This is a genomic window from Salipiger sp. ABF4_146, assembly GCF_056161345.1.
Map to the genome: position 1 here is coordinate 193,215 of NZ_JBSWYX010000009.1, position 22,742 is coordinate 215,956.

27 protein-coding genes are annotated in these 22,742 nt (G+C 64.2%); 17 read left to right on the forward strand and 10 right to left on the reverse strand.

The window, feature by feature from the left end:
- Positions 1–97: 97 nt before the first annotated feature.
- The 6 genes from ACXAJT_RS14785 to ACXAJT_RS14810 all read right to left on the reverse strand — a co-directional run bounded on the left by ACXAJT_RS14785 (position 98) and on the right by ACXAJT_RS14810 (position 4,986).
- A complete protein-coding gene (locus tag ACXAJT_RS14785) occupies positions 98–1,132 on the reverse strand; it encodes a DUF7146 domain-containing protein (protein ID WP_475236426.1) in 1,035 nt (344 codons plus the stop codon).
- Between the two features lie 223 nt (positions 1,133–1,355).
- Positions 1,356–1,574: a hypothetical protein gene (locus tag ACXAJT_RS14790; protein WP_194136513.1), complete on the reverse strand. Its 219-nt coding sequence runs from the start codon at positions 1,572–1,574 to the stop codon at positions 1,356–1,358.
- A gap of 319 nt (positions 1,575–1,893) precedes the next feature.
- The gene (gene repC / locus ACXAJT_RS14795; protein WP_475236429.1) at positions 1,894–3,141 is read right to left on the reverse strand and encodes a replication initiation protein RepC; all 1,248 of its coding nucleotides are present in this window, start codon (positions 3,139–3,141) and stop codon (positions 1,894–1,896) included.
- 304 nt (positions 3,142–3,445) lie between these two features.
- Complete coding sequence (locus ACXAJT_RS14800) at positions 3,446–4,234, reverse strand: hypothetical protein (protein WP_475236506.1); 789 nt, start codon at positions 4,232–4,234, stop codon at positions 3,446–3,448.
- Between the two features lie 80 nt (positions 4,235–4,314).
- Positions 4,315–4,536, reverse strand: a complete 222-nt coding sequence (locus tag ACXAJT_RS14805) for a hypothetical protein (RefSeq protein ID WP_475236430.1) — start codon at positions 4,534–4,536, stop codon at positions 4,315–4,317.
- Positions 4,537–4,815: 279 nt separating this feature from the next.
- Positions 4,816–4,986: a hypothetical protein gene (locus tag ACXAJT_RS14810; RefSeq protein ID WP_164197529.1), complete on the reverse strand. Its 171-nt coding sequence runs from the start codon at positions 4,984–4,986 to the stop codon at positions 4,816–4,818.
- Positions 4,987–5,110: 124 nt separating this feature from the next.
- Here ACXAJT_RS14810 and ACXAJT_RS14815 point away from each other — a divergent pair, with 124 nt between their 5' ends.
- The 14 genes from ACXAJT_RS14815 (at position 5,111) to ACXAJT_RS14880 (ending at position 17,665) form a co-directional block, all read left to right on the forward strand.
- Positions 5,111–5,776 (forward strand): lytic transglycosylase domain-containing protein, encoded by a 666-nt coding sequence (locus ACXAJT_RS14815; RefSeq protein WP_475236433.1) that lies wholly within the window; start codon positions 5,111–5,113, stop codon positions 5,774–5,776.
- The gene (locus ACXAJT_RS14820; RefSeq protein ID WP_475236436.1) at positions 5,773–6,093 is read left to right on the forward strand and encodes a TrbC/VirB2 family protein; all 321 of its coding nucleotides are present in this window, start codon (positions 5,773–5,775) and stop codon (positions 6,091–6,093) included. The genes ACXAJT_RS14815 and ACXAJT_RS14820 overlap by 4 nt, the downstream gene beginning before the upstream one ends.
- Before the next feature lie 59 nt (positions 6,094–6,152).
- A complete protein-coding gene (locus ACXAJT_RS14825; protein WP_475236439.1) occupies positions 6,153–6,428 on the forward strand; it encodes a VirB3 family type IV secretion system protein in 276 nt (91 codons plus the stop codon).
- Entirely contained in the window at positions 6,418–8,790 is a 2,373-nt protein-coding gene (locus ACXAJT_RS14830) for a VirB4 family type IV secretion system protein (protein ID WP_475236443.1), read from the forward strand. The genes ACXAJT_RS14825 and ACXAJT_RS14830 overlap by 11 nt, the downstream gene beginning before the upstream one ends.
- Positions 8,787–9,020 (forward strand): hypothetical protein, encoded by a 234-nt coding sequence (locus ACXAJT_RS14835; RefSeq protein ID WP_475236445.1) that lies wholly within the window; start codon positions 8,787–8,789, stop codon positions 9,018–9,020. Before ACXAJT_RS14830 ends, ACXAJT_RS14835 begins: the two co-directional genes overlap by 4 nt.
- Complete coding sequence (locus ACXAJT_RS14840; protein ID WP_475236447.1) at positions 8,995–10,161, forward strand: lytic transglycosylase domain-containing protein; 1,167 nt, start codon at positions 8,995–8,997, stop codon at positions 10,159–10,161. The genes ACXAJT_RS14835 and ACXAJT_RS14840 overlap by 26 nt, the downstream gene beginning before the upstream one ends.
- Positions 10,154–10,984 carry a type IV secretion system protein gene (locus tag ACXAJT_RS14845; protein ID WP_475236448.1) on the forward strand — a complete coding sequence of 277 codons (831 nt, stop codon included), beginning with the start codon at positions 10,154–10,156 and terminating at the stop codon, positions 10,982–10,984. The genes ACXAJT_RS14840 and ACXAJT_RS14845 overlap by 8 nt, the downstream gene beginning before the upstream one ends.
- Before the next feature lie 36 nt (positions 10,985–11,020).
- A complete protein-coding gene (locus ACXAJT_RS14850; protein ID WP_475236449.1) occupies positions 11,021–11,533 on the forward strand; it encodes a hypothetical protein in 513 nt (170 codons plus the stop codon).
- The gene (locus ACXAJT_RS14855; protein WP_475236450.1) at positions 11,533–12,585 is read left to right on the forward strand and encodes a TrbL/VirB6 family protein; all 1,053 of its coding nucleotides are present in this window, start codon (positions 11,533–11,535) and stop codon (positions 12,583–12,585) included. Before ACXAJT_RS14850 ends, ACXAJT_RS14855 begins: the two co-directional genes overlap by 1 nt.
- Before the next feature lie 21 nt (positions 12,586–12,606).
- A complete protein-coding gene (locus ACXAJT_RS14860; protein WP_475236451.1) occupies positions 12,607–13,260 on the forward strand; it encodes a VirB8 family type IV secretion system protein in 654 nt (217 codons plus the stop codon).
- Between the two features lie 2 nt (positions 13,261–13,262).
- A complete protein-coding gene (locus tag ACXAJT_RS14865) occupies positions 13,263–14,003 on the forward strand; it encodes a TrbG/VirB9 family P-type conjugative transfer protein (protein WP_475236452.1) in 741 nt (246 codons plus the stop codon).
- A gap of 1 nt (position 14,004) precedes the next feature.
- On the forward strand, positions 14,005–15,540 hold the full coding sequence (locus ACXAJT_RS14870; protein ID WP_475236453.1) for a TraB/TrbI/VirB10 family type IV secretion system protein: 1,536 nt from the start codon (positions 14,005–14,007) through the stop codon (positions 15,538–15,540).
- Between the two features lie 80 nt (positions 15,541–15,620).
- Positions 15,621–16,535, forward strand: coding sequence for an ATPase, T2SS/T4P/T4SS family (locus tag ACXAJT_RS14875; protein WP_475236455.1), 915 nt, complete (start codon positions 15,621–15,623; stop codon positions 16,533–16,535).
- A gap of 392 nt (positions 16,536–16,927) precedes the next feature.
- Positions 16,928–17,665 carry a DUF3800 domain-containing protein gene (locus tag ACXAJT_RS14880; protein ID WP_475236508.1) on the forward strand — a complete coding sequence of 246 codons (738 nt, stop codon included), beginning with the start codon at positions 16,928–16,930 and terminating at the stop codon, positions 17,663–17,665.
- A gap of 86 nt (positions 17,666–17,751) precedes the next feature.
- Here the strand turns inward: ACXAJT_RS14880 and ACXAJT_RS14885 are convergent, their stop codons facing one another.
- On the reverse strand, positions 17,752–18,516 hold the full coding sequence (locus tag ACXAJT_RS14885; protein WP_475168906.1) for an SDR family NAD(P)-dependent oxidoreductase: 765 nt from the start codon (positions 18,514–18,516) through the stop codon (positions 17,752–17,754).
- A 291-nt stretch (positions 18,517–18,807) separates the two neighbouring features.
- Between ACXAJT_RS14885 and ACXAJT_RS14890 the strand changes: the two genes are divergently transcribed.
- Together ACXAJT_RS14890 and ACXAJT_RS14895 are read left to right on the forward strand one after the other, a co-directional pair.
- Complete coding sequence (locus tag ACXAJT_RS14890; RefSeq protein ID WP_475236456.1) at positions 18,808–19,698, forward strand: helix-turn-helix domain-containing protein; 891 nt, start codon at positions 18,808–18,810, stop codon at positions 19,696–19,698.
- Positions 19,699–20,149: 451 nt separating this feature from the next.
- The gene (locus tag ACXAJT_RS14895; RefSeq protein WP_475236457.1) at positions 20,150–20,389 is read left to right on the forward strand and encodes a hypothetical protein; all 240 of its coding nucleotides are present in this window, start codon (positions 20,150–20,152) and stop codon (positions 20,387–20,389) included.
- A 288-nt stretch (positions 20,390–20,677) separates the two neighbouring features.
- Here ACXAJT_RS14895 and ACXAJT_RS14900 read toward each other — a convergent pair whose 3' ends face one another.
- The 3 genes from ACXAJT_RS14900 to ACXAJT_RS14910 are packed head-to-tail and all read right to left on the reverse strand — an operon-like array spanning position 20,678 to position 22,264.
- Positions 20,678–20,944, reverse strand: a complete 267-nt coding sequence (locus tag ACXAJT_RS14900; RefSeq protein WP_475168902.1) for a hypothetical protein — start codon at positions 20,942–20,944, stop codon at positions 20,678–20,680.
- A 10-nt stretch (positions 20,945–20,954) separates the two neighbouring features.
- Positions 20,955–21,251, reverse strand: a complete 297-nt coding sequence (locus tag ACXAJT_RS14905; protein ID WP_475168899.1) for a putative quinol monooxygenase — start codon at positions 21,249–21,251, stop codon at positions 20,955–20,957.
- Positions 21,251–22,264: a zinc-binding alcohol dehydrogenase family protein gene (locus ACXAJT_RS14910; RefSeq protein ID WP_475236459.1), complete on the reverse strand. Its 1,014-nt coding sequence runs from the start codon at positions 22,262–22,264 to the stop codon at positions 21,251–21,253. Before ACXAJT_RS14910 ends, ACXAJT_RS14905 begins: the two co-directional genes overlap by 1 nt.
- Before the next feature lie 103 nt (positions 22,265–22,367).
- On the opposite strand from ACXAJT_RS14910, the gene ACXAJT_RS14915 reads away from it, so the two are divergent.
- Positions 22,368–22,742 carry a winged helix-turn-helix transcriptional regulator gene (locus ACXAJT_RS14915; RefSeq protein ID WP_475168897.1) on the forward strand — a complete coding sequence of 125 codons (375 nt, stop codon included), beginning with the start codon at positions 22,368–22,370 and terminating at the stop codon, positions 22,740–22,742.

Genomic DNA, 22,742 nt, shown 5'->3' on the forward strand with positions numbered 1-22,742 from the left:
TGCCTCCTGGAGCAGGTGGCGCCGCGATCACTCTCCGATTGCTGCGCGCGGCTGCGTCGATGGTAACGACTTCATGACGCTCAGCGCTTTCGGCCCATCAGCCCTTCAGCGCCATCCGCACCAGATCGGAGCGCTCGAGCTGGCCAAGAAGCCGCTGCCGCAGCGCGGCTGCGCCATCCTCCCTCAGGTCATCGTTGAAACCCCCGCGGCGGGGCCCGAGCACCGAGACAGAGATGCCTGCGTCCCTGGCCCGCGCGCTCAGCTTGTCCGCCGCGGCCTGCCCGGCATTGTCGAGATCTCGCGCGATGTAGAGCTGGCGGATCCCTTCGGGCAGGTCGACGGCGCCGAGGTGCGCAGCCGAAAGCGCAGCCCAGACCGGAAGGCCCGGCAGGGCCTCGCGCAGCGACAGCATAGTCTCGAGACCTTCGCCAACCGCAAGGCACGCGGCCGGGGCGTCGATCTTCACGGCATTTCCTAGAAGCTCGCCCATGGCCCGGCGTTGCACCTCGACGGGCGCCTTGTCCGATCCATCCTCTGCAAGCCAGGTGCGGTGGACGCCGCGAAGGCGCCCTGCCCTGTCGGTCACCGCCGCGATCAGCGCGGGACGCGACTTGGACTCGGCCTCGTCGTGATCGCGATGCCAGCAGCGCGGATGAAAGCGCAGCGCCGACACGGACGCCACGCTGGTGATGCCGCGGCTCCGGAGGTAGGTTTCTGCAAGACTCCCGGAAAGTGGAACCGACGCTTCAAAGAGGCGCTTGGCGGATGTCCGTTTGCCGGATGCGGTCCTGCGCGTTCGAGGCGTGCTCGGATGCGCGACTGGCATGGGGCGTCCGAGGTGTGCTCGGACCTCCGCCAGCAGATCGGGAAACCGGGCGATCCCGGTCCGCGCCTTGATGATGTCGAGCAGGTCGCCGTATTCGCCGGTCGCGCCGTCGGTCCAGCGGCCGCGGGCACCCTTGCCTTCGTCGGGACCGGTGAGACGCACGTAGAGCGAGCGTCCGGGGGTGTTCTGCAGGTCGCCAACCAGCCAGTACCCGCCTTCACGCCGCCCGGCGGAGAGATAGTGCCGGCACACGCTTTCGGCGTTCTGGGCCAGCTCGCGCAGCAGGTCTTGGGTCTCGGTATTCATGGCAAAACCACTCTTTGCATATCGCATGTTTCCCGGGCGCATCGAACCTGGAAGCCCCTGAGAGGGTGCCAAAATCCGACCCCTGGAAAATCCGCTATCTCCTGCCGGCCCGCCCCAAATCGACGACGGCCGAAGGGTTTTCGAGGCGTTGTTCCCCAAACCGTTCGCGCGCTCTGGCGACTGGCTGGCGCGCGAAGGAATTGCGTCGAGGATGCGAGCCTGGCTAAAGGTCGCACACGGGCGGGCGGCGTCTCCTGCCGAAGAGGCGGCGCAACTCCCGTGCGTCGAGGCCGGTCTCCGCGATCACCTGCTTCTTCGGCACCAGCGGGTCGGCCCAGAGGAGGCCCGCCTTGCCGAGGGTCTCAAGTCGCGTCCGTTGTCGAGGTTCCTCCTCGACCGATCCAATCTCCTGTTCGTAGGCGGAGTGGTTGAATTGGTTCATTGCTTTCCCTTTCCCGGCGGACCCCACCAACACGCGGTTCGCCGTCTTCTGCGGCGCAGTTGGTCGCGCCGTGATGGGAAGTAACAAGAACTTACAAGTTGACTGCAACGCGTTAAGATCAACCTAAGCGGGAACTCGCTGCCCCTAGGTCAATTGGACCATTTTACGACTGCGTCTTTCACATCTCTGGCTCAATTGCGCGCGTTTGCCGCCGCTTACGCCTCTTACCGGGTCCGCAGCGGCCACATTCCCGAGCTCGCCCGGCGATCGGGAGGGACTGAGCCAAGATCCCTCTCGGCATCGCACGCCCGCCCTACGGCTACTCGCCATTCTGGCGCATCGACAGCCCGATGAGCCCGCCAACGATGTTGAGCGTGCCTTCCACGTGGCGCCGTGTCATGGCCCGCAGGTAGCCGCCAGGGCTTCGGATTGGCGTGTCGGGATCGCCGGCCCTGGCGTCGAGGATGAACACACACCAAGTCGCGTCTTCCACGCCCATCTTTCGTACCGCATCGTCCCAGGCGGAGCGGTTGATGCCGAGCTCGGGCAGGCGGCAAAGCGCAGCGACAGTGAAATCATGCAGGTGCAGACTGGACCAGCCGCCCCGGCCCCGCCGGCGGGCATCGAGGTAGAAGCGCATCTCCTCGGAGGCGAGCGGGATGAATGTCTGGATCGGGATGTTTGTGAGGATTTTGGACTTGTGCTCAGCGGCCCCCGCCCCAGCTTCTTCTTCTTCTCGGCAAGACGGCGCGCCGCGAGGCGCGGCGTCCTCAACATCTGAGGGCGCGGGCCTGCCCGCGCTCCGCTGATCAACGCTGGCGTTACAAGGTACTTTGTTAAAATCTTGAGTTGTATCTTGTATATAGGACCGCTCGTTTTCGTGCGGTCCACCGTGCGTTTCTGACATCGCTTGCAGCAGATCCAGCGCCGCGGTGCAGAGCGCATCGGCCTCGGCGACATGCGCCTCCAGCTCCTCGAGCGACATCCGGTGCAGCTTGTCCGCGCTTGGCCAGGCCTCGAAGGCGTCGGCAATGTCCTGAACCTCGACCGTCCGGCCATGCTCCGCGATCAGCTCGGCGAGGCAACTCTTCAGGTGCTTCTTGTGGATGCTGCGAAGCCCGCGCAGCTTCGCGTGCTGCCGGCGCCCCTCTTCGATGCCCTCGCGGAGCGCCAGGAACTCCTGGCACCTCGTGATGGCCACGGAGAAGTAGACGCCGCATCCGACAAAGCCCGAGCGCGCGCCGTTCCCCATGGTGCGCTTCTCGATCAGCCCGGCCGCGACCAGCTGCGCCTCGTCCGCCCGGATCCGGCTCGGCGAGACCTTCCGCTTCTTCGCGATCTCCGATTGCGCGAGATAACAGCAGGGCTCCTCTTCGCCGCTCTTGAAGGCGCGGGGGCGGGTGGCAGCGATCATGATACGGAAGGTCGTGAGCGCAGCGCTTCTGACCCCGAGCAGCGGCGCCACGGCGTCAATCAGCGCAACGAAGCCGTCGCGCTCCATACCCTGTGGCAAAGAGGGGAAGGAGATGTGTTGTCGGGCCTCTAAAATGGCTCCAGCCATATGCATCGGTCTGTTTTCCTCGTCCGGTATTGGCGAGGCGGCGTCAGACAGAACTCACCCGTTCGCACAGGTGCGTTTTTCCTTGTCTGCCAATGGGGGAGGCTGATAGAGTCGCAAGTGATGAGGCTTGCTTCCAAGGGTTTGCACACCCTTGTTCTAAGAGCTCCCCCGTGAAGGTTGCCGCCTTCGCGGGGTTTCTTATTTGGGGGGTGGGGAAACTGCTCCTTTCTTTCCAAGCGCCGCATGCGGCGACGCGCCTGCCTCTTTTGCTCCGCTCTGCAAGCCGCGACCTCGCGCGGCAAACGGGCCGCTAGTAATTCACCTGCTCGTAGCCGTAGTTGCCCTGGTAGTCCGACCAGTCCACGAAGACCGATCGGCGCGAGATGTAAGGGCAGCTTTCACCCCAGCCCTCATCGCCGACAAAGGCGACCGGCAGCGCCGAGGGACTGCTGTCACGCCAGTAAAAATCGCCCTGCAGGCCGTATCGACCGACGCGCACGCGGCTCCTCCGCTCGCAATGGTCATTGTCGCTGCCCCGGTCGCGCTGGCGCATGTATTCGACGCTGTAGACGCGGATCGAGCGCACGAAATCGAAGACCGGATCGCTGATGTCGATGGCGGCCACGCCATTTTCGGAGGTGTAGTCGGCGATCTGCTGCAAGAGGGCGCGCCTCGGGGCGCCCACCCGGACACCGGCCTCTTTCAGCACCGCAGAGATGAGCGCGTCCGTCGGTAGCGCGCCTCTGAGCGCGCCAGCGCCCACAACCTCGGAACCCGACGGCGATTGGACGGGCTGCGCGCCCCGGTCGAAGGCCACATCGTAAAGGCGCTGTTCCGGCGTTTGCCCCGCGTTTTCCGGATAGGCCGCGTGCATCGGGCAGCGCCAGATTTGCAGCGGCGGCTCGATGGGCGACGGCGTGATCCTGCGAATGAACTCCGTCTTTGCCGCCACGCAGGGCGCCGAAGCGGGCCAGCCGCCGGAGAGGCAGAGCAGGATCGCGCAATCGATCTGGTAGGCCCGCGCCGGCTGCGATGTCACGGCCAGGCTTCCGGTGAAGGCCAGGGCAGCCATGGCCGCAGCGCCGAGGAGATGCTTCATCGCCTTAATCCCGTCAAAGATATGCCAACAATCAAACAGACCGCTCCTGGAGACGTCCGGCGGGTCTTGCGCTCGATACATCATTCTCGAATATGTTCCTGATCTGGACGAAGGGCTTGCAGGCGCGCGTAAGCCTCGAGCGCCGCGTCGATGTCCTGCCGCGCCGTTTCTTCCGCCAGCTGCAGGCACTGCAAGTAGCGCTGCGCCTCGGTGAAATAGTCCGAGAACTCGAGCCCAAGCTCCTCGCGGTACTCCTCGATGACGTCTCGCGGCAGGTCAGCACTGGGGACCGGCGGCGGCATGCAGTCCAGCGCCGTCGTTTGCGCAACGGCCGAGTTTGCAAGACTCGCTGCGACCAAGGCTGCCCCAGAGGCAGCACCTCCGGCGCATCGGGTGGTATGCACAAACAACCGCATCATGTCTTGGGCATCACTATGTGGCACTGTTGCTGTTTTAAGTATCTTGCAATTACGTATTGCACCATCTTCTGTTTCACGCTACCCAAAAAATGTGTATGCCTCCTCCATGTCACTCGACACATCGAACGACCCCAGGAACGAGGCAAAAAAATGAGAGAAGTTTCACCAGTGATTACGCTTGCGGGAGTGAGGGAAACCCTGGAAGCCGGTGGGACAGTTGAAGTCGAGTGCATCGAAGCGCCAGCGCGCGTGAGCAACCAGTTCCAGGCCGCGTGGAAGTTCTACGCTGTTGCCGAGGTTGACGGTCAAACGCACCGACTGCTTCTTGTCCACGGTAGGGATATCAAGACGAGGACCATCCGAACCCTGACAGGGCTCCTGTCCTTCGGCATGGATCTCGGCGTCTCCCCCATTTCCGTTCCGCGTCACGTAGGAGAGCGCGCGGTTTGGAAAACCTATGAGGATACGTCGAAAGACTAGACGATTTTGTGCCTCCGCCGCGCTCGCGGCGATGGCACCCTGGGCCCACGCCGAGGTCATCGACCTCGGGGGCCCGCGAGACGCGGGGCGGGTTACCGCCTCGGTTCTCGACTTCGGCAAGCCGAGGGATTTTTCTGCTGAAGCCGAGGGCACGCAGGCTCTTGCTGCCGCCGTTACCCCCTCCCGCCCCGGCCGTGCGCGCCGTCACGGCTCTGCTGAGGTCGAGCGCCTGATCTCGAGCATCGCGCAGGCCCACGCCCGCCATCCGGGGCTCCGCCGCGCGGGCATCTCCCCCGTGGAGTGGATCGCCCTCTTCCGGGCCAATATCGCCATCGAAAGCAATTTCCGACAATCGGCCCGCTCACATGTGGGCGCGATCGGCCTTGGCCAGCTTATGCCCGGAACCGCACAGGTCCTCGGGGTCGACCCGCACGACCCGCGCGAGAACCTCGACGGGTCGGCCCGCTACCTCCTCATGCAGCTCGAAGAATTTGGATCGGTGCCCCTGGCGCTTGCCGCCTACAACGCCGGTCCGGATGCCGTCGCCCGGTACCAGGGCATTCCTCCCTACCGGGAGACACAAGGGCACGTTCGCAAGGTGCTCGACGTCTACCTGGCAACCATCGGTAAGGACCGCATATGACCACGATCACGAAAGGGCTCCTCGGCCGCCTCACTTCCTTTAACCGGAAGGGGCTGCTCTACCTCTTGCCCATCTTCGCGCTCATCGCCGAGCCCGCGCTGGCGCAGAACCTGGATCCGCTCGAGAACATGCTTGGCACGATTGTCGATGCGCTGACCGGCCCCATCGGCCGGCTGATCGCCATCCTCGCGCTCGTGGGCTCCGGCTACATGATGTTCACCGGCCGCCTCAACTGGCCGCTCTTTCTCGTCATTCTCGTCGGCGTTGTCATCGTCTTCTCCGCCGAAACCATCATCGACGGTTTCACGGCCACCTGAGCCATGAGCCTCCCCGCCCCGCGTGGCGCGGGAGGCTTTCTTCGTTGGAGCGCATGCCAATGCAAGAGCACCCCCTGTTTCTCGGGCTGACACGTCCTCCCAAGTTCTTCGGGCTACCGCTGGGCTATTTCATCAGCCTCGCGCTCGGCTCGGTGATCCCCTTTGTCACTTTTGATGATGTGCGCTTCCTCGGGATTGCCCTCGTCGCCTACCCGGTCCTCTGGCTTGTCGCCGACCGGAACCCGCATCTCTTCCAGATCGTCGCGGGGGTTCTCTCCACCACCCCGCGCACCCGGACCTACAAGCGGAATGGGGGCGATCGCTATGTCTCTTAACCGCCTCTCCGCCCTCTTCGAGGACAGCGCCCTGCTGCGCTCGGTGCTACCCGAAAGCCTCTTTGCCGAAGAGCCGGTGGCGCGCCACCTGCCCTATCTCTCGGCCCCCGAGGATGATCTCATCCTGACGCGGCAGGGCGATCTTCTCGCCTCGGCCGTTATCGGCGGCATCGACAGCTTCACCGCCGAGGCGCCGGAGATCGAGGCGCTGACGCAGGGCTTTGCCCGCCTCGTCGGCCAACTCGGCGAGCGCTTCGGCTTTTACGTGAACAAGATCACCATCCCGGCGTCACTCGATCTTGCCCCCATGGACGACGGCGGCTTTGCTGCGGAGATCGACCGGCGCTGGCGCGAGACGATTGCCGCCAAATCCCTCAAGCGCCGGGTGCTGCTGCTCACCCTCGCCATACGCCCGAGCGCCAGCCAGAAGATGGGGCTGGGTCGGGCGGTGAAATCCACCTTCGAGGCTGACCTCGCGCTGCGCAAGGAGCGCATGACCGAGGCCATGGGCCTGCTGCAGGCCATGTATCACGCCGTGGAGTTCCGCCGCCTGCGCGTCTCGGACGGCGACTGGCTCGGCTATCTCGGCACAGTCCAGGGCCAGCAGTTCCAGCCGATGCACGGGCAACCGGGGCAGTTTCTCTCTGCCTCCATGACCAACGCCCAATATCTCTTCAATGGAAAGCGCTTTGCCATCGACAACGGCATGTCGCGGCGCTTCGGCGCGATCTTCGGGGTGAAGGCCTGGCCGAACAAGTCGCTGCCAACCGTGCTCGACGCGCTGGAACTGCCCTACGACATCGTCGTCACCAACAGCTTCACGCCGATCCGCAACAACGAGGCCGAAGAAAAGATCGCCCGCACCGCGCGGCAGATGGGGGCGACCGAAGATGCCGCGCAATCCCTGCGCGCGGGGCTTTACGATCTGCTCGACGACATCGCCTCCGGGCGCGGCGTGCTGGGCAAGCATCAGCTCACCGTCATGGTCAGCGCGACCAGCGAAAAGGCCCTGGAAGAGGCCGCCTCCGAGGTCTGGCGGGCCGGGCAGGAGTCGGGTGCCACGCTGGTGCGCGAGAGCTTTGCCGCCCGCGCCATGTTCTTCAGCCAGGCGCCGGGCAATTGGCGCTATCGCCACCGGGCGGCGCTGACCACCTCGACCAACTTTGCCGATTTTGCCGCCTTCCACGCTGGCGCGCCCGGACGCGACAAAAACCAGTCTCCTTGGGGCGAGACCATCACCGCCCTGCCCTCGGTGTCGTCCTGCCAATACCGGTTCAATTTCCACGAACCGGGATCGCGGACCGCCGAACCCTCGGGCGGGCACACGCTGGTGCTGGGGCGTCCCGGCTCGGGCAAGACGCTCGGCACCGCGTTTCTCATGGCGCAAGCGCGCCGCGTCGGCGCTCGCATCGTGGTCTTCGACAAGGACCTCGGCCTCGAGATGGCGGTGCGCGCTTTGGGCGGCACCTACAGCACGGTCCGCATCGGCCAGCCGACGGGCTTCAATCCCTTCCTCACCGAGACCGACAGCCGCGGCGCCGCCTGGCTCACCGATTGGACCGCCGACATCCTTACCCGGAGCGGCCGGCCGCTCGAGACCTTCCAGACCGTGGCGCTGAATGACGCGATCCGCCGCGTGGTGGCGGCCGAGCCCGAGCTGCGCAGCTTTTCGGCCCTGGCCTCGGCGGTGAACCAGACCGACGATGATGGCGATCTTGTCTCCCGGGTCCGCGAGTGGACCGTGTCGGGCCGCTTTGGCTGGCTTTTTGATGAAGAGGCCGAGACCGGCATCCAAATCGGCGAGGATGTCGTCGGCATCGATATGAGCGAGCTTCTGGATCTCGGCACCGAACGCACCGCGCTTCTGGCCTATCTCTTTCGCCGGATCGAGCGCGTCATCGAGGACCGGCGCCCGACCATTCTGGTCATCGACGAGGCCTGGAAGATGCTGAACGACGAGATGTTCGTAAAGCGCCTGCAGGAATGGCTGGTCACCATGCGCAAGAAGAACTGCGTGGTGATGATGCTGACCCAGACCCCCGGGCATCTCGCGCAGTCGAGCGTCGGCGCGATCATCTCCGAGATGGTCTCGACGCAGATCCTGTTTCCGAACCCGGCGGCCCATCCCGAGGACTACCGCATCCTCAAGCTCAATGACCGCGAGGCGGAGTTTGTCTCGCAGAGCACCGGCGGTCTGCGTCTCGCGCTGCTGCGCTCGGCTGGCGACAGCCTCTTCGTCAACTTCGACCTCTCCGGCCTCGGCCCGGATCTCGTCACCGTGCTCGGCGGCGGGGCCAAGGGCGAGGACCGCGCGCCCTTCGAGTGGCGCCGCAAGTCTGATTTCTGGAAGGACATGGCATGACAAAGCTCCTCTCCACCGCCGCGCTGATGCTGGCCCTCGCTGGCTGCGCCGCCGGTGTCTCGACCGGGCGCAAGTCGCCCTGTGCCGGCACGTTTCGGACCGAGGGCAGCTACGCGGTCATCCCAGCCACAGTGACGCGCGGTGCCGTGGTGAGCCGGGGCGCCGCGTCGCCGTCCCAGATGAGTTTTGCTGCGGAGGACGCGGATGATTGCCAGTTCTCCCCGCTCTGAGCGCATGGGGGTACCCAAGGTATCGCGGACCGGGGCGGCGGGACTGGGCGTGGCTGGGCTGATGCTGGTGGCAGTCCCCGGCCCCAGCGCTCTGGCGCAGGGTGTGCCGATCGTCGACGGCTCGAACCTCGCCAATGCGATCTCGCGGCTCTCCGAAGGCGAGCGCGACTTTGCCAAACAGCAGGACAAGCTCGGCCGTCGCGAAGCGCAGCAGGATCTGCACCAAGAGCAGCTGGAGGCCTACGCGCGCTTCCTCGAGCAGACGACGGGCACCACCGATGTCTCCGGCTTCGAAGACGGCGCGGGTGGGTTTCCGAGTGCTGCGGAAACCTATCCGGTGACGGAGGAAAGCAGCGCCGATGCGCAGCGGCTCTTTGGTGACGATGCCAGCGTCGAGCAGATGATTATCGAGACAGCGGCAAAATACGAGGGCCACGCCGGTGTCGGCGCCGCGGGCCTGACCCCGCTGACCTGGCGCATCCTGTTCCAGTCGCTCATCAAGCAGGAGAGCCGCTTCAACAACGCCGCGGTCTCACATGTGGGCGCCATGGGCTTTTGCCAGCTCATGCCCGGCACCGCCGCCGATCTCGGCGTCGATCCGCGCGATCCCTGGCAGAACCTCGACGGCGGCGCGCGCTACATCCTCGCCCAGCTCAAGTCCTACGGCCGCATCGATTTTGCCCTCGCCGCCTATAACGCCGGGCCGGGCAATGTCGACGAATACGGCGGCGTGCCGCCTTTCGATGAGACGCAGAACTATGTCCGCCGGATCCGCGGCTACTACCAGGGCTATCTCTCGCTCATCACCGGCAAGAATCAGACCGGCACGCTCGCCGGGGTGGACGGCGCCTCGGCGCAATGGGGCAACTGGTCGGAGGCCTCCATGGGCTACGCCGGCGAGGTGAACACCCAGATCGATCACGCGATGCAGCGCATCTATGGCCTGTTGCAGCAAGCCAGGCCCGAGACCGAAAAGCAGGCCGTCGATCACAACACCTACATGATGGCCGAGCGCGCCCGGCTCATGGCGCTGACGCTGCGCCTGCGCGCCGCGCAGGTGAAGGTCGACGCCGCCCGCGGCATGTCGGACGCCGCCCAGGGGCTGCAGGTCACGAACTTCTGGGAGTATCGCGATGAGTAAAAGGACCGCTCGCACGGCCCTGCGCCGCTTTGCCAACTGCCTCGGTCTAGCCAGCGCCGCTGCCCTCGCGCTGACCGCGCCCGGTCTCGCGCAGGGCGTGCCGGTCATTGACGGCTCGAACCTTGCAAAGAACGTCGAGCAGCTGCAGCAGGCGCTGCAGGATGCCGAGAACCAGATCGAGCAAATTCAGCAGCTGAAAAAGCAGATCGAGCTGCAGATGGAGCAGATCACCAGTCTTGAGTTCATCGGGGACTCGCTGACCGGCTTCAATGACATCGCCACGCTCTACAACAGCGCCGAAGACCTGCGAGACCGCGCCGCCAAGATCACCGATCTCAGCGGCTTTGCCGATGACCTGGCCATGGGGGATTTCGACGCCCTGCTCGACAACCTCCTCGATGGCGATGTCACCATGGGGGAAAAACACGCCGCCGAGCAGATGCGCGAGACCCTGGCCTCGGCCGGGCTGACCTCCGATCGGCTCTCGCAGCTCTCCTCCTCGGAAAACCCCCAAGACAAGGTCATCGCCCAGACCGCCGGCACCAGCGCGACGGCGATTGCCGCGGCGCAGCTTTCCTACGAGGAGGCTGAAACCAGCCTCGAGCGCGTCAACGGGCTGGTGGATGAGATCGCCAATCAGGAGACGCTCAAGGAGAGCGTCGATCTCAACACCCGCATGGCGGCCGAAACCAACTTCATGCTCGGCCAGATGTGGCGCCTCAATGCCGCCGCGGGACTCGCGCAGGGCCAGACCGGTGTGAACTGGGCCGCCGAGCAGGCCAAGGAACGCAGCTTCTTTGATTATTCGGGCACCGCCGACTGAGCGGCGCCCAAACGCGATTTGAAAGAGGAGACCCATATGTTTGCGAAGATGATCACGGGCCTGACGGCGGGCCTTGTCCTGGCAGGTGCGGGCAGTTCGGCCTGGGCCATGGACTACAGCGCCGCCTCGGCACCGGAGCTCAGCGCCGCGGCCGTCACGGCGGTGGAGGCGGAAGATGCTGACGACCTGCTGGCGATCATGCAGGAGATGCAGAGCCGCAGCATGTATTTCTTCGAAGGCGACGAGGCGCTCTGCCGCCGGGAGCCGCCGAAGGTTGGGCTGCTCGCCAAACCGGGGTTCAACTTCGGCACGGCGCGCACCGCCTATCAGACCTTCAACAAGGTGCAGCGCCTCGAGGAACAGACCTGCACCTGCCCGCAGGCCGCGCGCTCCTTCGAGGAGTTCTCGGTCGAGTTCCTTGGCGTGATGCCCGAGGACATCTCCGAGACGGACATGGCGACGCTGCGCGAGTACAACATCGCGAAAGAATACGACGTGTCCGACGCCTATCGGTCCTTCCGAAACGACAGCTGCAGGGATGCCCCGTGATGGCGATCATTGCGGATGCTCTTTCGGCGGTGGACACAACGGCCTCGTCTGTCGGGGCCGCCGCCTACAACGAGGTGGCCGGCTCGGTCATCCCGGTGTTCCGCGTCGGCGCGGTGCTCCTCGTGGCGATGACAGGGATCAACCTCGCCATCCAGGCCGTCCCGATGACGCTCCGCAATGGGCTCAGCCTCATCACGCGGATCGTCCTGGTCATGATCTTCCTGTCCTCCTTCGCCAACTTCGACGCGGTCTATGGCGTTCTGACAGAAACCCCGAGCCAGTTGGGCGGGACCGTACTCTCGGCCGCGACAGGGTCGACCGTGACAGACCTCTATCGCGGGTTGGACGAACTCTATGGCGATGCGCTTGATCTGGGCCAAGCGGTCTCCGAGAACGGCTCCTACATCTCCGGCGCCCTTGCCAGTCTGCTCATGTTCCTCATCGCAGCCTTGATGGCGACTATCTCCATCGTCGTCATCTGTGCCGCGAAGCTGATGATCGCGGTGTTGATCGTGGTGGGGCCGCTGGCGATTGCCTGCACGCTCTTCAAGCAATCCGCGCCGATTTTCGAGACCTACACCAAGCTGGCCCTGGGGTTCGCTTTCGTGCCCCTGCTGACCGCTGCGATGGCCGGCTTCACCATTGCGACCAGCAAGATGCTCGCGCCTGATCCGGCGAGCGCCGAGACGATCGGCGACATCATCGGCTTCGTGGTGGTCATGATGCTCGGCACCGGGCTCATGTTCATGGTCCCGACCATTGCCCAATCCCTCGGCTCGACCGCCATTGGCCTCGGCCAGGCCGCCTCCGGCACCTACCAGCAGGCCAAGTCGCACAGCTACGGCGCCGTTGCCGGCGCCCGCGGCATGGCCGAAGGCATGAGCGGACGCAAGGAACCCAAATACGGGATCAGCTCCGGCGCCCGCCGGGAAGGCCATGCGGTCGGCGCGGCGATCTCGAGCGCCGCGGGCGGCGCGCCCGGCAGCGCGGCCGCCGCCGCTCGGCTCGCGGTGTCCCTGGCCCAGAAATCTGTCGCCAAGGGCGGCAAGTAATCGGCCGCGAAGGAGGTTTTGGTGAAAGAACACAGCTTCGATACGGACATCATCATGGCCCCGCGCCGCAGCGAAAAGCGCGCCTGGATCGTCGCGGGCGTTGCCACCGGCGTCTCGGTCCTCATGGCCCTCTCCATCGCCACGATGATGCCGCTCAAGACAACCGAGGTCTTCACCGTGCTGGTGGACCGCGACACCGGCGCGGCGGAGCGCGTCATGCAGGTGCAGCCCACCGGCATCGAGGATGAGCAGGCAGTGAAGGAAAGCCTGCTGGTCTCTTACGTGTCGGACCGCGAGTCCTTCCTCATGGCCGGCATCCAGGAGCGCCTCGAAAGCGTGCAGCGCCGCTCGGTCAGCGGCGCCCGGCGCTCGCTGGTGGCGCTCTGGAGCAATGATAGCGACAATGAGACCTACCCGCCCCGCCTCTATGGGCAGGGGGCGGAGGTCACCGTGCGGGTGAAAACCATCACCTTCCTCGAGCCGACCGTGGCCCAGGTCCGCTATGAAAAGACCCTGCGCACGCCGCGGCAGGACAGCGTCACCCGTCCCTTCGTGGCCGTCATCGGTTTCGAGTTCCAGCCCCGCGAGGAACGCGCCCTAGAGCGGGTCTGGGAAAACCCGCTCGGCTTTACGGTGACCAGTTTCAATGTCTCGGCCGAGACGCTGGGAGGCTGACCATGCGACACGCCAAAGCCCTCACGCTTGCGACCCTTCTCCTCCTGCCTCTCCCCGCACTGGCCGAACGCGCGCCGCAAACCATGGGCCAGGACGCCCGCGTGCGCTCGGTCTGGTACAACCCCTCCGACGTGATCCGCGTCGACACCAACCTGCGGACCAACACCGCGCTCGAGCTCGGCCGGGGTGAGCGGATCGAGCAGGTCCTGCTCGGGGACTCCGAGGCCTTCGATGTCGAGGTTCTGTCGAACCGCAACACGGTCTCGGTAAAACCGGTCATCGGCAGCGCCCACAGCAACATGACCATCTACACCTCGCGCCGCGCGATTGCCTTTGTCCTCACAGAGGGCCGCAGCAAGACCCCGACCTACCGCGTCGCGGTCAAATATCCCGAGGACCAGCCGGCCCGGCCCTCGAGCACACCCAAGGCGATCGGCGCCCGCGACACCGGCTATGAATACGCCGGCGACGGACAGGCCCGGCCCACGGCGGTCTGGAACGATGGGCGTGCGACGTATTTCGAGTTCCGCCAGGGAGTGCGCCCTTCGATCTTTGCCGTGGACGGCGAGGGCTATGAGCTGACGGTGAATTCGCAGACCCGCGGCCGGGTGGTGCGCGTCGGCGGTGTGGCCGAGGCTTTCACCATCCGGATCGGCGACGAGGTGATCTGCATCCGCCGCGTGCCGGGCGGCAAGACCGTGGATCCGTTCATTCTCCGCAGCCTTGCCGGGAAGGAGTTCTGAGATGGCCGAGCATAAAGGCACCGACGATCAGGGGTTCGAGGAGACTGACTTCGAGGCTGAAGGCACCGCACAGGAGAAGGCCTACCGCGTCGAGCGCAAGCCCCGCCGCGCGGCGATGGGACTGAACTCGCTCGCCGGTAAGCTGGTCTCCGGCCTCATCGCCGGCTGCCTGTTCGTGGTGCTGGCCTACGCCATGGTCGCGGGCGAAGAAGAGAGCGCGCCCGTGGAGACCTCCAACGTCACCGAATTCCAGGACGGTGCCACCGGCAGCGGCTTTGGCAATATCGCGCCCACCGCCGCCCCGGAGCCCGAAGACGAAGGCTTTGACTTCGGCCTCATCCAGGACCAGCTCGACAGCCAGCGCAGCGCCTTAGAGGCGCGCAATGCCTCCCTGCAGGAACAGGTGCAGCAGCTGCAGAACAGTCTCGCCGAACTGTCCGGCCGTGCGGGCAGCGAGGACAGCGTCCTCGTCGCGGACCTCTCCCGCGCGCTGCAGGAGACGCAGGAGCAGAACGCGCAAATGGCGCAGCAGATGCGCGAAGAGTTCGCCAATCAGCTGAAGTCCCTGCAGGCGGCCAATGAAGAGCGCATGACCCAGCAGGAAGAGACGCTGGAGTCGCTGCGCCGCGAGAACCTGGCGCTGCAGACCGAGATCACCACTGCCAGCAATGACGCCGCGCAGGAGGCCCAGGACGCCGAAGCCGAGCGGCGGCGTCAAGCTGAGCGCGAGGCCGAGCTGGCCGAACGTCGGCGCCAGCAACAGGAAGAGCTGCAGGCCCGGGTCGAGTCCGAGGCGGTGATCTACGACAGCGGCGCAAGCTCAGGCAGCGCGGGACCGGCGAGCGGCGGGTCCGGGGACACAGCCGGTCCGCTGAGCCCGCGCGGGCAATCGCGCGACAGCGCGCTGCGCGCCTTTGTCACCGGCGGTGCCGGCGGCACTGGCAGCAGCGGTGGTGCCACGCCAACCGAACAGGCGACGGAGATTGCCAATCCCGCTTACACGGTTCTGCAGGGCACGATGATCCAGGCGAGCCTTGAGAACGCCGTCGACTCCTCCCTGCCCGGCGCCGTCTCGGCCGTGGTCAACTACCCGGTCTGGTCCTTCGATCAGAGCCAGGTGCTGATCCCCTCCGGCTCTCGCCTGTTCGGCTCCTATAGCTCGGACATCGACATCGGCCAGGGACGCATCCTCATTGGCTGGACCCGCCTCGTCACCCCCGATGGCCAGTCGGTGCAGATCTCGGCGTTTGGCGGGGACCAGATGGGCCGCTCCGGCATTAGCGGGCAGGTCGACACGCGCTTTGGCACCCGCTTTGGCAATGCTGCGCTGATCTCGCTCATCGGCGCGGGGCCGAGCATTGCCGCGGCCCAGATCGACGATGACACCACCTCCGACATTGCCCGCGATATCACCGAGGATCTCGGCGACGCCACCAGCTCGGCGGCGGCGGACTACGCCACGCTGCCCCCGATCATCACCGCCCTTCAAGGCAGCGCCATCACGGTCATGGTTGATCGCGACCTGGAGTTCTTTTAATGACCGCCGCTCCGCCGCGCGCGTCTTTCCTTGCAAGCTACCTTGTGCCTCTGGGCCCCTATCTTGGGGACCCTCACGTGGTGGAGGTGGCGATCAATCCCGATGGCGGGGTCTGGGTCGAGCGGCAAGGCGACAGCCACATGCAGCGGGCCGAAGGGCTGAGTTTCGCGCCCGCCCAGGCCGCCGACCTCGCCAAGGCCATCGCCTCAGAGGTCGACGTCCCGCTCTCCGCGAAAAAACCGATCGTGTCGGGCAAGATCACGCATGCCGGCGCGCCGCTGCGGGCGCAGGTCGTGGCGGCGCCGGTAATCGAAGGCGCTCCCTCGATCTGTTTCCGGCGGTATGCGCAGACCAAGCTCGAGATCGGAGACATGACGCTCCTGCATGGCCAGCTCGTCGATCTCGACAAGCGGCGTCGCGACCGGGCACAGCAGGTGCGCGAACTGACCGGCGCGGGCCAGGTCACCGAGGCCATGCAGCTCTGCATCGAGGATCGGCTCAACGTGGTGATCTCCGGCGGCACCTCCACCGGCAAAACCACCTTCGCCCGCGCGCTCCTCGATATGGTGGGCCCGCGCGAACGGCTGGTCACCATCGAGGATGCCTTCGAGCTCTTCCCGGCCCACGCCAACACCGTTTCCATGAAATCGGACCGGCTGCCGGGCTCGCAGAAATCCCCCGCCAAGCTCCTGGAATCCAGCCTGCGGATGCGCCCCGATCGGATCATTCTCGGTGAGCTCCGCGGCTTTGAAGCACTCACCTTCCTCGAGGCCATCAACACCGGCCACGGCGGGTCGGTCACCACCATCCACGCCGACACCGCGCTCAAGGCCATTGATCGGCTCGCGACGATGGTGCTCGGCCACGGGCTCAACATGAGCTTCGAAGAGGTGCGCCGCTACTGCGCGCACAGCATCGATGTGGTGATCCAGCTTGGAAGAGAGGATGGGAGACGGGGGATTGCGGAGATTTTTCTGCCGGGGACGGCGGGCTGACACCCGCTTGGCAGCGGTCCAGGCCCAATGGCGAGGGCACTGAGCAGCGATCTGCAGCTACCCGGGAGATGGCAGCGACCAAGGTGCAGGTGTGGCGGTGGAATTGCCCTCATCCGTTGCAACAGTTGCGAAGTTCTGCTCCACTGCCTTGGCCACGCATCCGGGCCGCAAAGCCCTGAAGAGAGCGGCCAGATAGCGGCTAAGTGCATGTCGCGGCGTAGGCTTTTAATCGGGCGCGACACGCCGGACGCTGCGGCCTTTGACGCGGATTGACAAGTGTCACGCGTGACACCATATTGATATCGAAGCGCAAGACGCGAGTCTTGCCTTCTTTCCGAGGCCCGTGCTTTATTGCGCGGGCTTTCGTGCTTCTGAGGTTGCCCTTGATTTACATGGTTTATTTGGACGAATTTGGTCACATCGGGCCGTTCGTCTCCAAGCATGATGCCAAGTTCAAGGAGAGCCCCGTTTTCGGCTTGGCTGGCTACATTATCCCGCTTGAAGAGGTCCGCAGCTTCGGCACTTGGTTCTATCAGCAGAAGTGCCGCCTGTTGAAGTTCGAGATTGATCGGGCTGAGCAGCACCCGGCAGTCTGGGAGAAGAAGGGCTCCGCGCTCTACACCGTTACCAACGTCACCAGGTACCGCGAGCTTCGCGCGACCACGAACCGCATCCTGAACAAAATCCAGAAAATCGGTGGCAAGACCTTCTACGTCGGTCTTCGAAAGACGCATTCTCCGGAAACGGCAGACGCAAATGCTCTGTACCATGGGGTCCTGAAAGAGGCCCTCAAACGGATAAACGATTTCTGTGAACATGATGCGCCTGAAGACAGCCGATTCTTGCTGGCGCTCGATGAACATGACCAGCGCGACCAACTCCTGACAACCGCGTCGATGCAGATGTATGGTGGGGACACGCCGATGAGGCATCTGATCGAGCCCCCTTTTCAGATCGAAAGCCATCGCTATCAAACAATGCAGGCCGCGGATTGGCTTGCCGGACTTGTCGGACGGCTAGGAGCGATCTGGGCCGAACCAGACCAATACCCTGAAAACGAAGTCTCTCGGACCTATTTCGAAGCACGTTTGAATACAGCATCAGTGCGCAGCGGTGTGAGGACCAAGTAGGCGACCGGCCCATCGCGGCCGCGGCCCCGAGCGAGCTCGAGGCCGCGCCCTAGTTTTCAGGCGGGATATCTCCGGCCAATCGCGGTTTAGACCGAAACCGCGCCGCCACCGCCGTCGATCCGGTAATACGCACCCGTGATAAAGCTGGCCCGGTCGCTGGCCAGGAACAGCATCAGATCGGCAATTTCCTCCGCCTCTGCGTAACGGCCAAGCGGAACAGCGGCTTCGAACTGCTTGCGTGCCTCAGCCTCGTCGCCTTTGCGCGCGTTGCTCTCGATCGAACGCATCATCTGAGTGTCTACACCGGAAGGGCAAACGGCATTGACGCGGATCCCCGCGCTGGCGACCTCGAGGGCGACACTCTTGTTGACCCCGATGAGCGCATGCTTCGACGCCACATAGGCGCTCATACCGGGCGCTCCCAGCAGCCCGCCGTTCGACGCGGTGTTAACGATAGCCCCCGCCCCCTGAACCTTCATCTGCTTCACCACGTGCTTCAGCCCCATGGCGGCGCCGATCACGTTGATGAGCAGTACATTGCTGTAATTCTCGAAGCTTTGCTCTTCGATCGGCTTGAAGTCGCCATTAATGCCGGCGTTGTTGACGAAGACGTCGATCCGGCCAAAGGCCTTCACCGTTTTGGCCACGTAGGCTTCCACGTCGGCTTCTTTTGAGACATCTGCGGCGATCAGAACCGCGCCCTCGATATCGCCGGCCGCCGTTTCGAGGCTTTCCCGCTTGAGGTCCACGAGCGCCAGCTTCGCCCCTTCCGCCGCGAACTTGCGCGCCGCAGCGAGACCGATGCCTCCGGCGGCCCCCGTGATCAGAACGACCTTGTCCTTGAATTCCATTATATCCTCTCCTTTGCTCAGGACATACGCGCTAGCCTGCGTCAGGCGCGATCGATCCGACGGGGTCGAGATCGCCAAGGCGGGCAAACCTGCCGGGATCGCGGCAACCGCGCTTGGGCGGAAGCTGCCAACAGGCTCGAAGTGCTGTCCTGATGGTTACCTATGCCTCAGAAATTCCTGTCTCCACCGCGGAGTGGGTCCTGAATTGACCACAAGGGACACAGATCTTAACCCTAGCGGCCAGGCGCCGCGCCAATTCGCCACGCCGCTACCGAGGAGCTCGTGAGGAACATGCCCGCGATCGATGACAGGCTGCAGCGCGATTACGAAAGCCAACTGCACGCGAACAAATTTGCGGGCCGGTGCCTTTCCCTCAATGACGAACCAGTCGAAGGCCACTTGACCATTCGCCGTTTTGGAGAAGTCTTGGTATCGGAAGTGCGGGCTTCGGCCCATGTGCTCGAGGTACAGGAAACCCGCAAGGAAACCGCTGAAACCGTCTTCGCCACCGTTATGGTGGAAGGCGAAACGCTCCTCGGGCAAGCAGGAAAGTGGCTGCGGTTGAAGGGTGGCGACGCCGCTCTCAGTCTGCCTTCAATGCCCTTCACGATCATCTGCCCCGAACCTATCCACCTTCTGACGTTGCAATTTCCCCGCGACAGCTTCATCGGCGATCTGTTGACCGCCGTCACAGACCCCCTGCTGATACCAGGGCGCGCTGGTGCCGCGCGCTTCGATCAGCAGGGGCTAACGCGAAACTTGCGCCGCTGGCTAAGCGAGGCGCACGCATCTGACGAGCACGGCCTACGGATCCTCTCGATGCTGGAAGGACTTCTGCGAACCGAGGCCCGTCCCGGAGGTGGACGCAGCCAATTCCTCGCGGCGCTGTCACATATCGCATCGGAGATCCGCGATCCCGCGCTGTCCCCTGGTTCTGTAGCCTCAGCCATTGGCGTCCCGCCGCGGCAAGTGGCACGTATCTTCGCCTCCCATGGAACCACCGTCTCGCAGGAGATTGCAGAGCGCCGCTTGCAACGCGCATATGCGGTCCTGCGAGACCCCACACAGGGTCACCTGGGCATTTCCGAAATTGGGCGGCGCTTCGGGTTCTCCGGTCCAGAAGTGTTCAGCCGCAGTTTTCGCCGCCGTTTTGGAATGACTCCGACCCAAGCGCGTCGGTGAGGACAGGAAAATGGGACACCAGCAGAAAAGGCTTCCATTGCTTCCTAGATCTTCTCGCCCTCCTCTCTCCGAGCGCTTCTTGTCGCCTGTCAGCTTACACACAGCCATGATCAAGACTTTCGCACACAAGCTGCTGAAAGCCCTCTGGGAGACCGGCAAGTCGAAGATCAACGCATGAGCACGACCTTCCCGATACCTGGTGTCATTACAGACATCATGTCGCTGCAGTGTGTGGTTAGATCCGTCCTCACTGCTCAGCGACCCGGTGGCACTCGAGTGCGAGGCTATCACGGCCAAGGTGATTCAACGTGCCGAACCCATGCTCGCTTCGAGAATTCGATGATCCTGCCACTCAGGGATGATAGCTGCGAAGGACATACATCTTGACCTAACGGCAGCTTGGCCTTGAGAATGAGTTCGATGAAAAACGTGGACGGTGGGATGGCGGAAAATGGTTGAAGACGTAAGCGTCGAAACTCTATCCCTTTGGCAAAAGCTAGACTTTCTGATCGCAGCGGTCACTTTTTACGTGGCGTTCGCATGCATGTTAGCAGCCGCTTCGACCGACAGTTTGCTCCTCGCCGCTTTTGAACTCTCCATCACCGCCGGCAGCCTGCCCTTCGGCTGCTTGGCTTGGGTTCGCATCCGCAAAGCCGCGGAACTAAAGGCACAGCTCAAACAGCGACGCTAGCAGGCGGCGAGAATATTTGAATGCCGAACCCCCTCTGCTGTGCGATGCTGCTGCCTGAGCGCGGTGGACCTTCAGCGTTCCGTAAATGCCCGGTAGCTCTTGCGGTTACCTACAAGTGTCCGGCAGGGAGGTCGCTAAGCGGGCGCCCTCTGCGAAGTCGGCGAGGCGAGCGAAACCTCGCCATATGACGGTCGTCCCCGGCGGCGCGTCCGAAGCGCGATCGGCGTAGCCTTCGAAGCGTGCGACCGCCCATGCGTAGTAGGCAAGATCTAGCGGCATTTCGCGCTTTCATTCTGTTGTCGCCAGTTCAAGCAGAGGTCGTTCCGCGACCGTGAGGGTAGTAGCAGGTTCGGCGCCCGCGATGTCTCGACTGAGCATCGACAACCGTGTCACCCGCCAGGCAACGACGCAGCAAAGCGTGATGAAGTTGGCCAGCCGTTCTGCCGACAGACCGATGGTGGTGAAACCTTCGGCCAGAGCCGCGGCGGCCTCGGCCATCCCGATGCCGGAACTGCCCCCGATCACCAAAACGCGCTTACTATTCAACTTTGTCATGATCGCCTCCTCATGCCAGGTGTTCCAGGCGCCGCAGGTCGGGCGGTGACGCCAGAAGCGCGTCAAACCGTGCCGCAAGTCCCGTAAGGGCTGGGGCCTTGCCATGGGCTTCGAGTGCGTCCGCATCGGCCCAGGCCTCCAGCATCACGAAGCGTGCGGGGTTGTCACGCTCACGCTGCAGGTCGTACCGCAGGCAGCCCGCCTCACTGCGCACCTGCGCGAGGATCCCGGTAAGGGCGGCCTGCAAGGCCGCCTCCTGTCCGGGTTTGGCCACCAGCGTTGCGACGAGGTGAATGATTCCGGACATCAGAACCCATCCAGCACGATTTTGCCGCGGGCGGTGTTCGTTTCGATCAGGGCGTGGGCCTTCTTCAGATTTTCGGCGTTGATCGGCGACAGTGTTTCGGTCAGCGTCGTGCGGATGCTTCCCGCCTCGATCAGGGCCGCCACTTCGTTCAGCAGCTTGCCCTGTTCGGCGATGTCGGGCGTGCCGAAGATCGACCGCGTGAACATCAGCTCCCAGTGGATCGAGGCCGCCTTGCGCTTGAAGCCCAGGACGTCCAGCGCTTCGGGGTCGTCGATCAGTCCGAAGCGGCCCTGCGGCGCGATCAGGGCCTGAATACCCTTCACATGCCGGTCACTCTGATTGGTAGAGAACACGAAGCCCGGCGCGCCGATGCCGAGCGCTTCAACCTGCGCCGCAAGATCACCATGGTGATCAATGACATGATGCGCGCCAAGCTCACGCACCCAGTCCTGCGTTTCAGGGCGCGACGCGGTGGCGATCACGGTCAGATCGGTCAGCGCACGGACAAGCTGGATCGCGATCGATCCGACCCCGCCCGCACCACCGATGATCAGGACGGCGTTGGCCGCCCCCGGAACCGGTCGGCGAATGTCGAGCCGGTCGAACAGCATTTCCCAAGCCGTGATGGCCGTAAGCGGCAGCGCGGCCGCCTCTGCATTCGACAAGGTCTTGGGCTTGTGGCCGGTGATGCGCGCATCGACCAGATGGAACTGGCTATTGGCACCCGGCCGGGCGATGGACCCGGCGTAGAACACTTCGTCGCCGACGGCGAAGCCCTGTGCATCCGGGCCGACCTCGGCCACCCGCCCCACGGCATCCCAGCCGAGGATTTTCCACTCGCCCTCAGCCGGGGTCGCGCTGTTGCGGACTTTGGTGTCGACAGGGTTCACCGACACTGCGGCGACCTCGACCAGAAGATCATGGCCGGTGGCCTCGGGGCGCGGCAGCTCGATGTCGGTTAAGGCCTCACTACGGTCGATGGTGCCGGGGGTCTGGTAGCCGATGGCTTTCATGGGATCACTCCATTGTTCGATTGCATGGAAGAGAAATTGATCCTACATTCACCTTATCGCAATACGCACAAAGACCGCACATAGTATAAAAAAGGATACTGTAATGGCCAAAGCCCGTCACTCACGCTTCGACTGCACCCCCGGCTGCTCAGTAGAGGCCGCCATCGGCCTGATCGACGGCAAATGGAAATCGATCATCCTTTGGCATCTGCTATCCGGAACGCTCCGGTTCAACGAAATCCGCCGCCATGTCGAGAATTGCACGCCGCGCATGCTGACCAACCAGCTGCGCGAGATGGAGCAGGACGGGCTGATCACGCGCAAGGTCTATGCGCAAGTGCCGCCGAAGGTGGAATATTCGCTGTCCGAGCTGGGCCGGACTATGGAGCCGATCCTTTGCGCCCTGAAGGAGTGGGGGGATGCCAACATCGGTCTCTACGGCAAGCCCGCCGGCCACGATCCCCGCGACGCGGCCTGA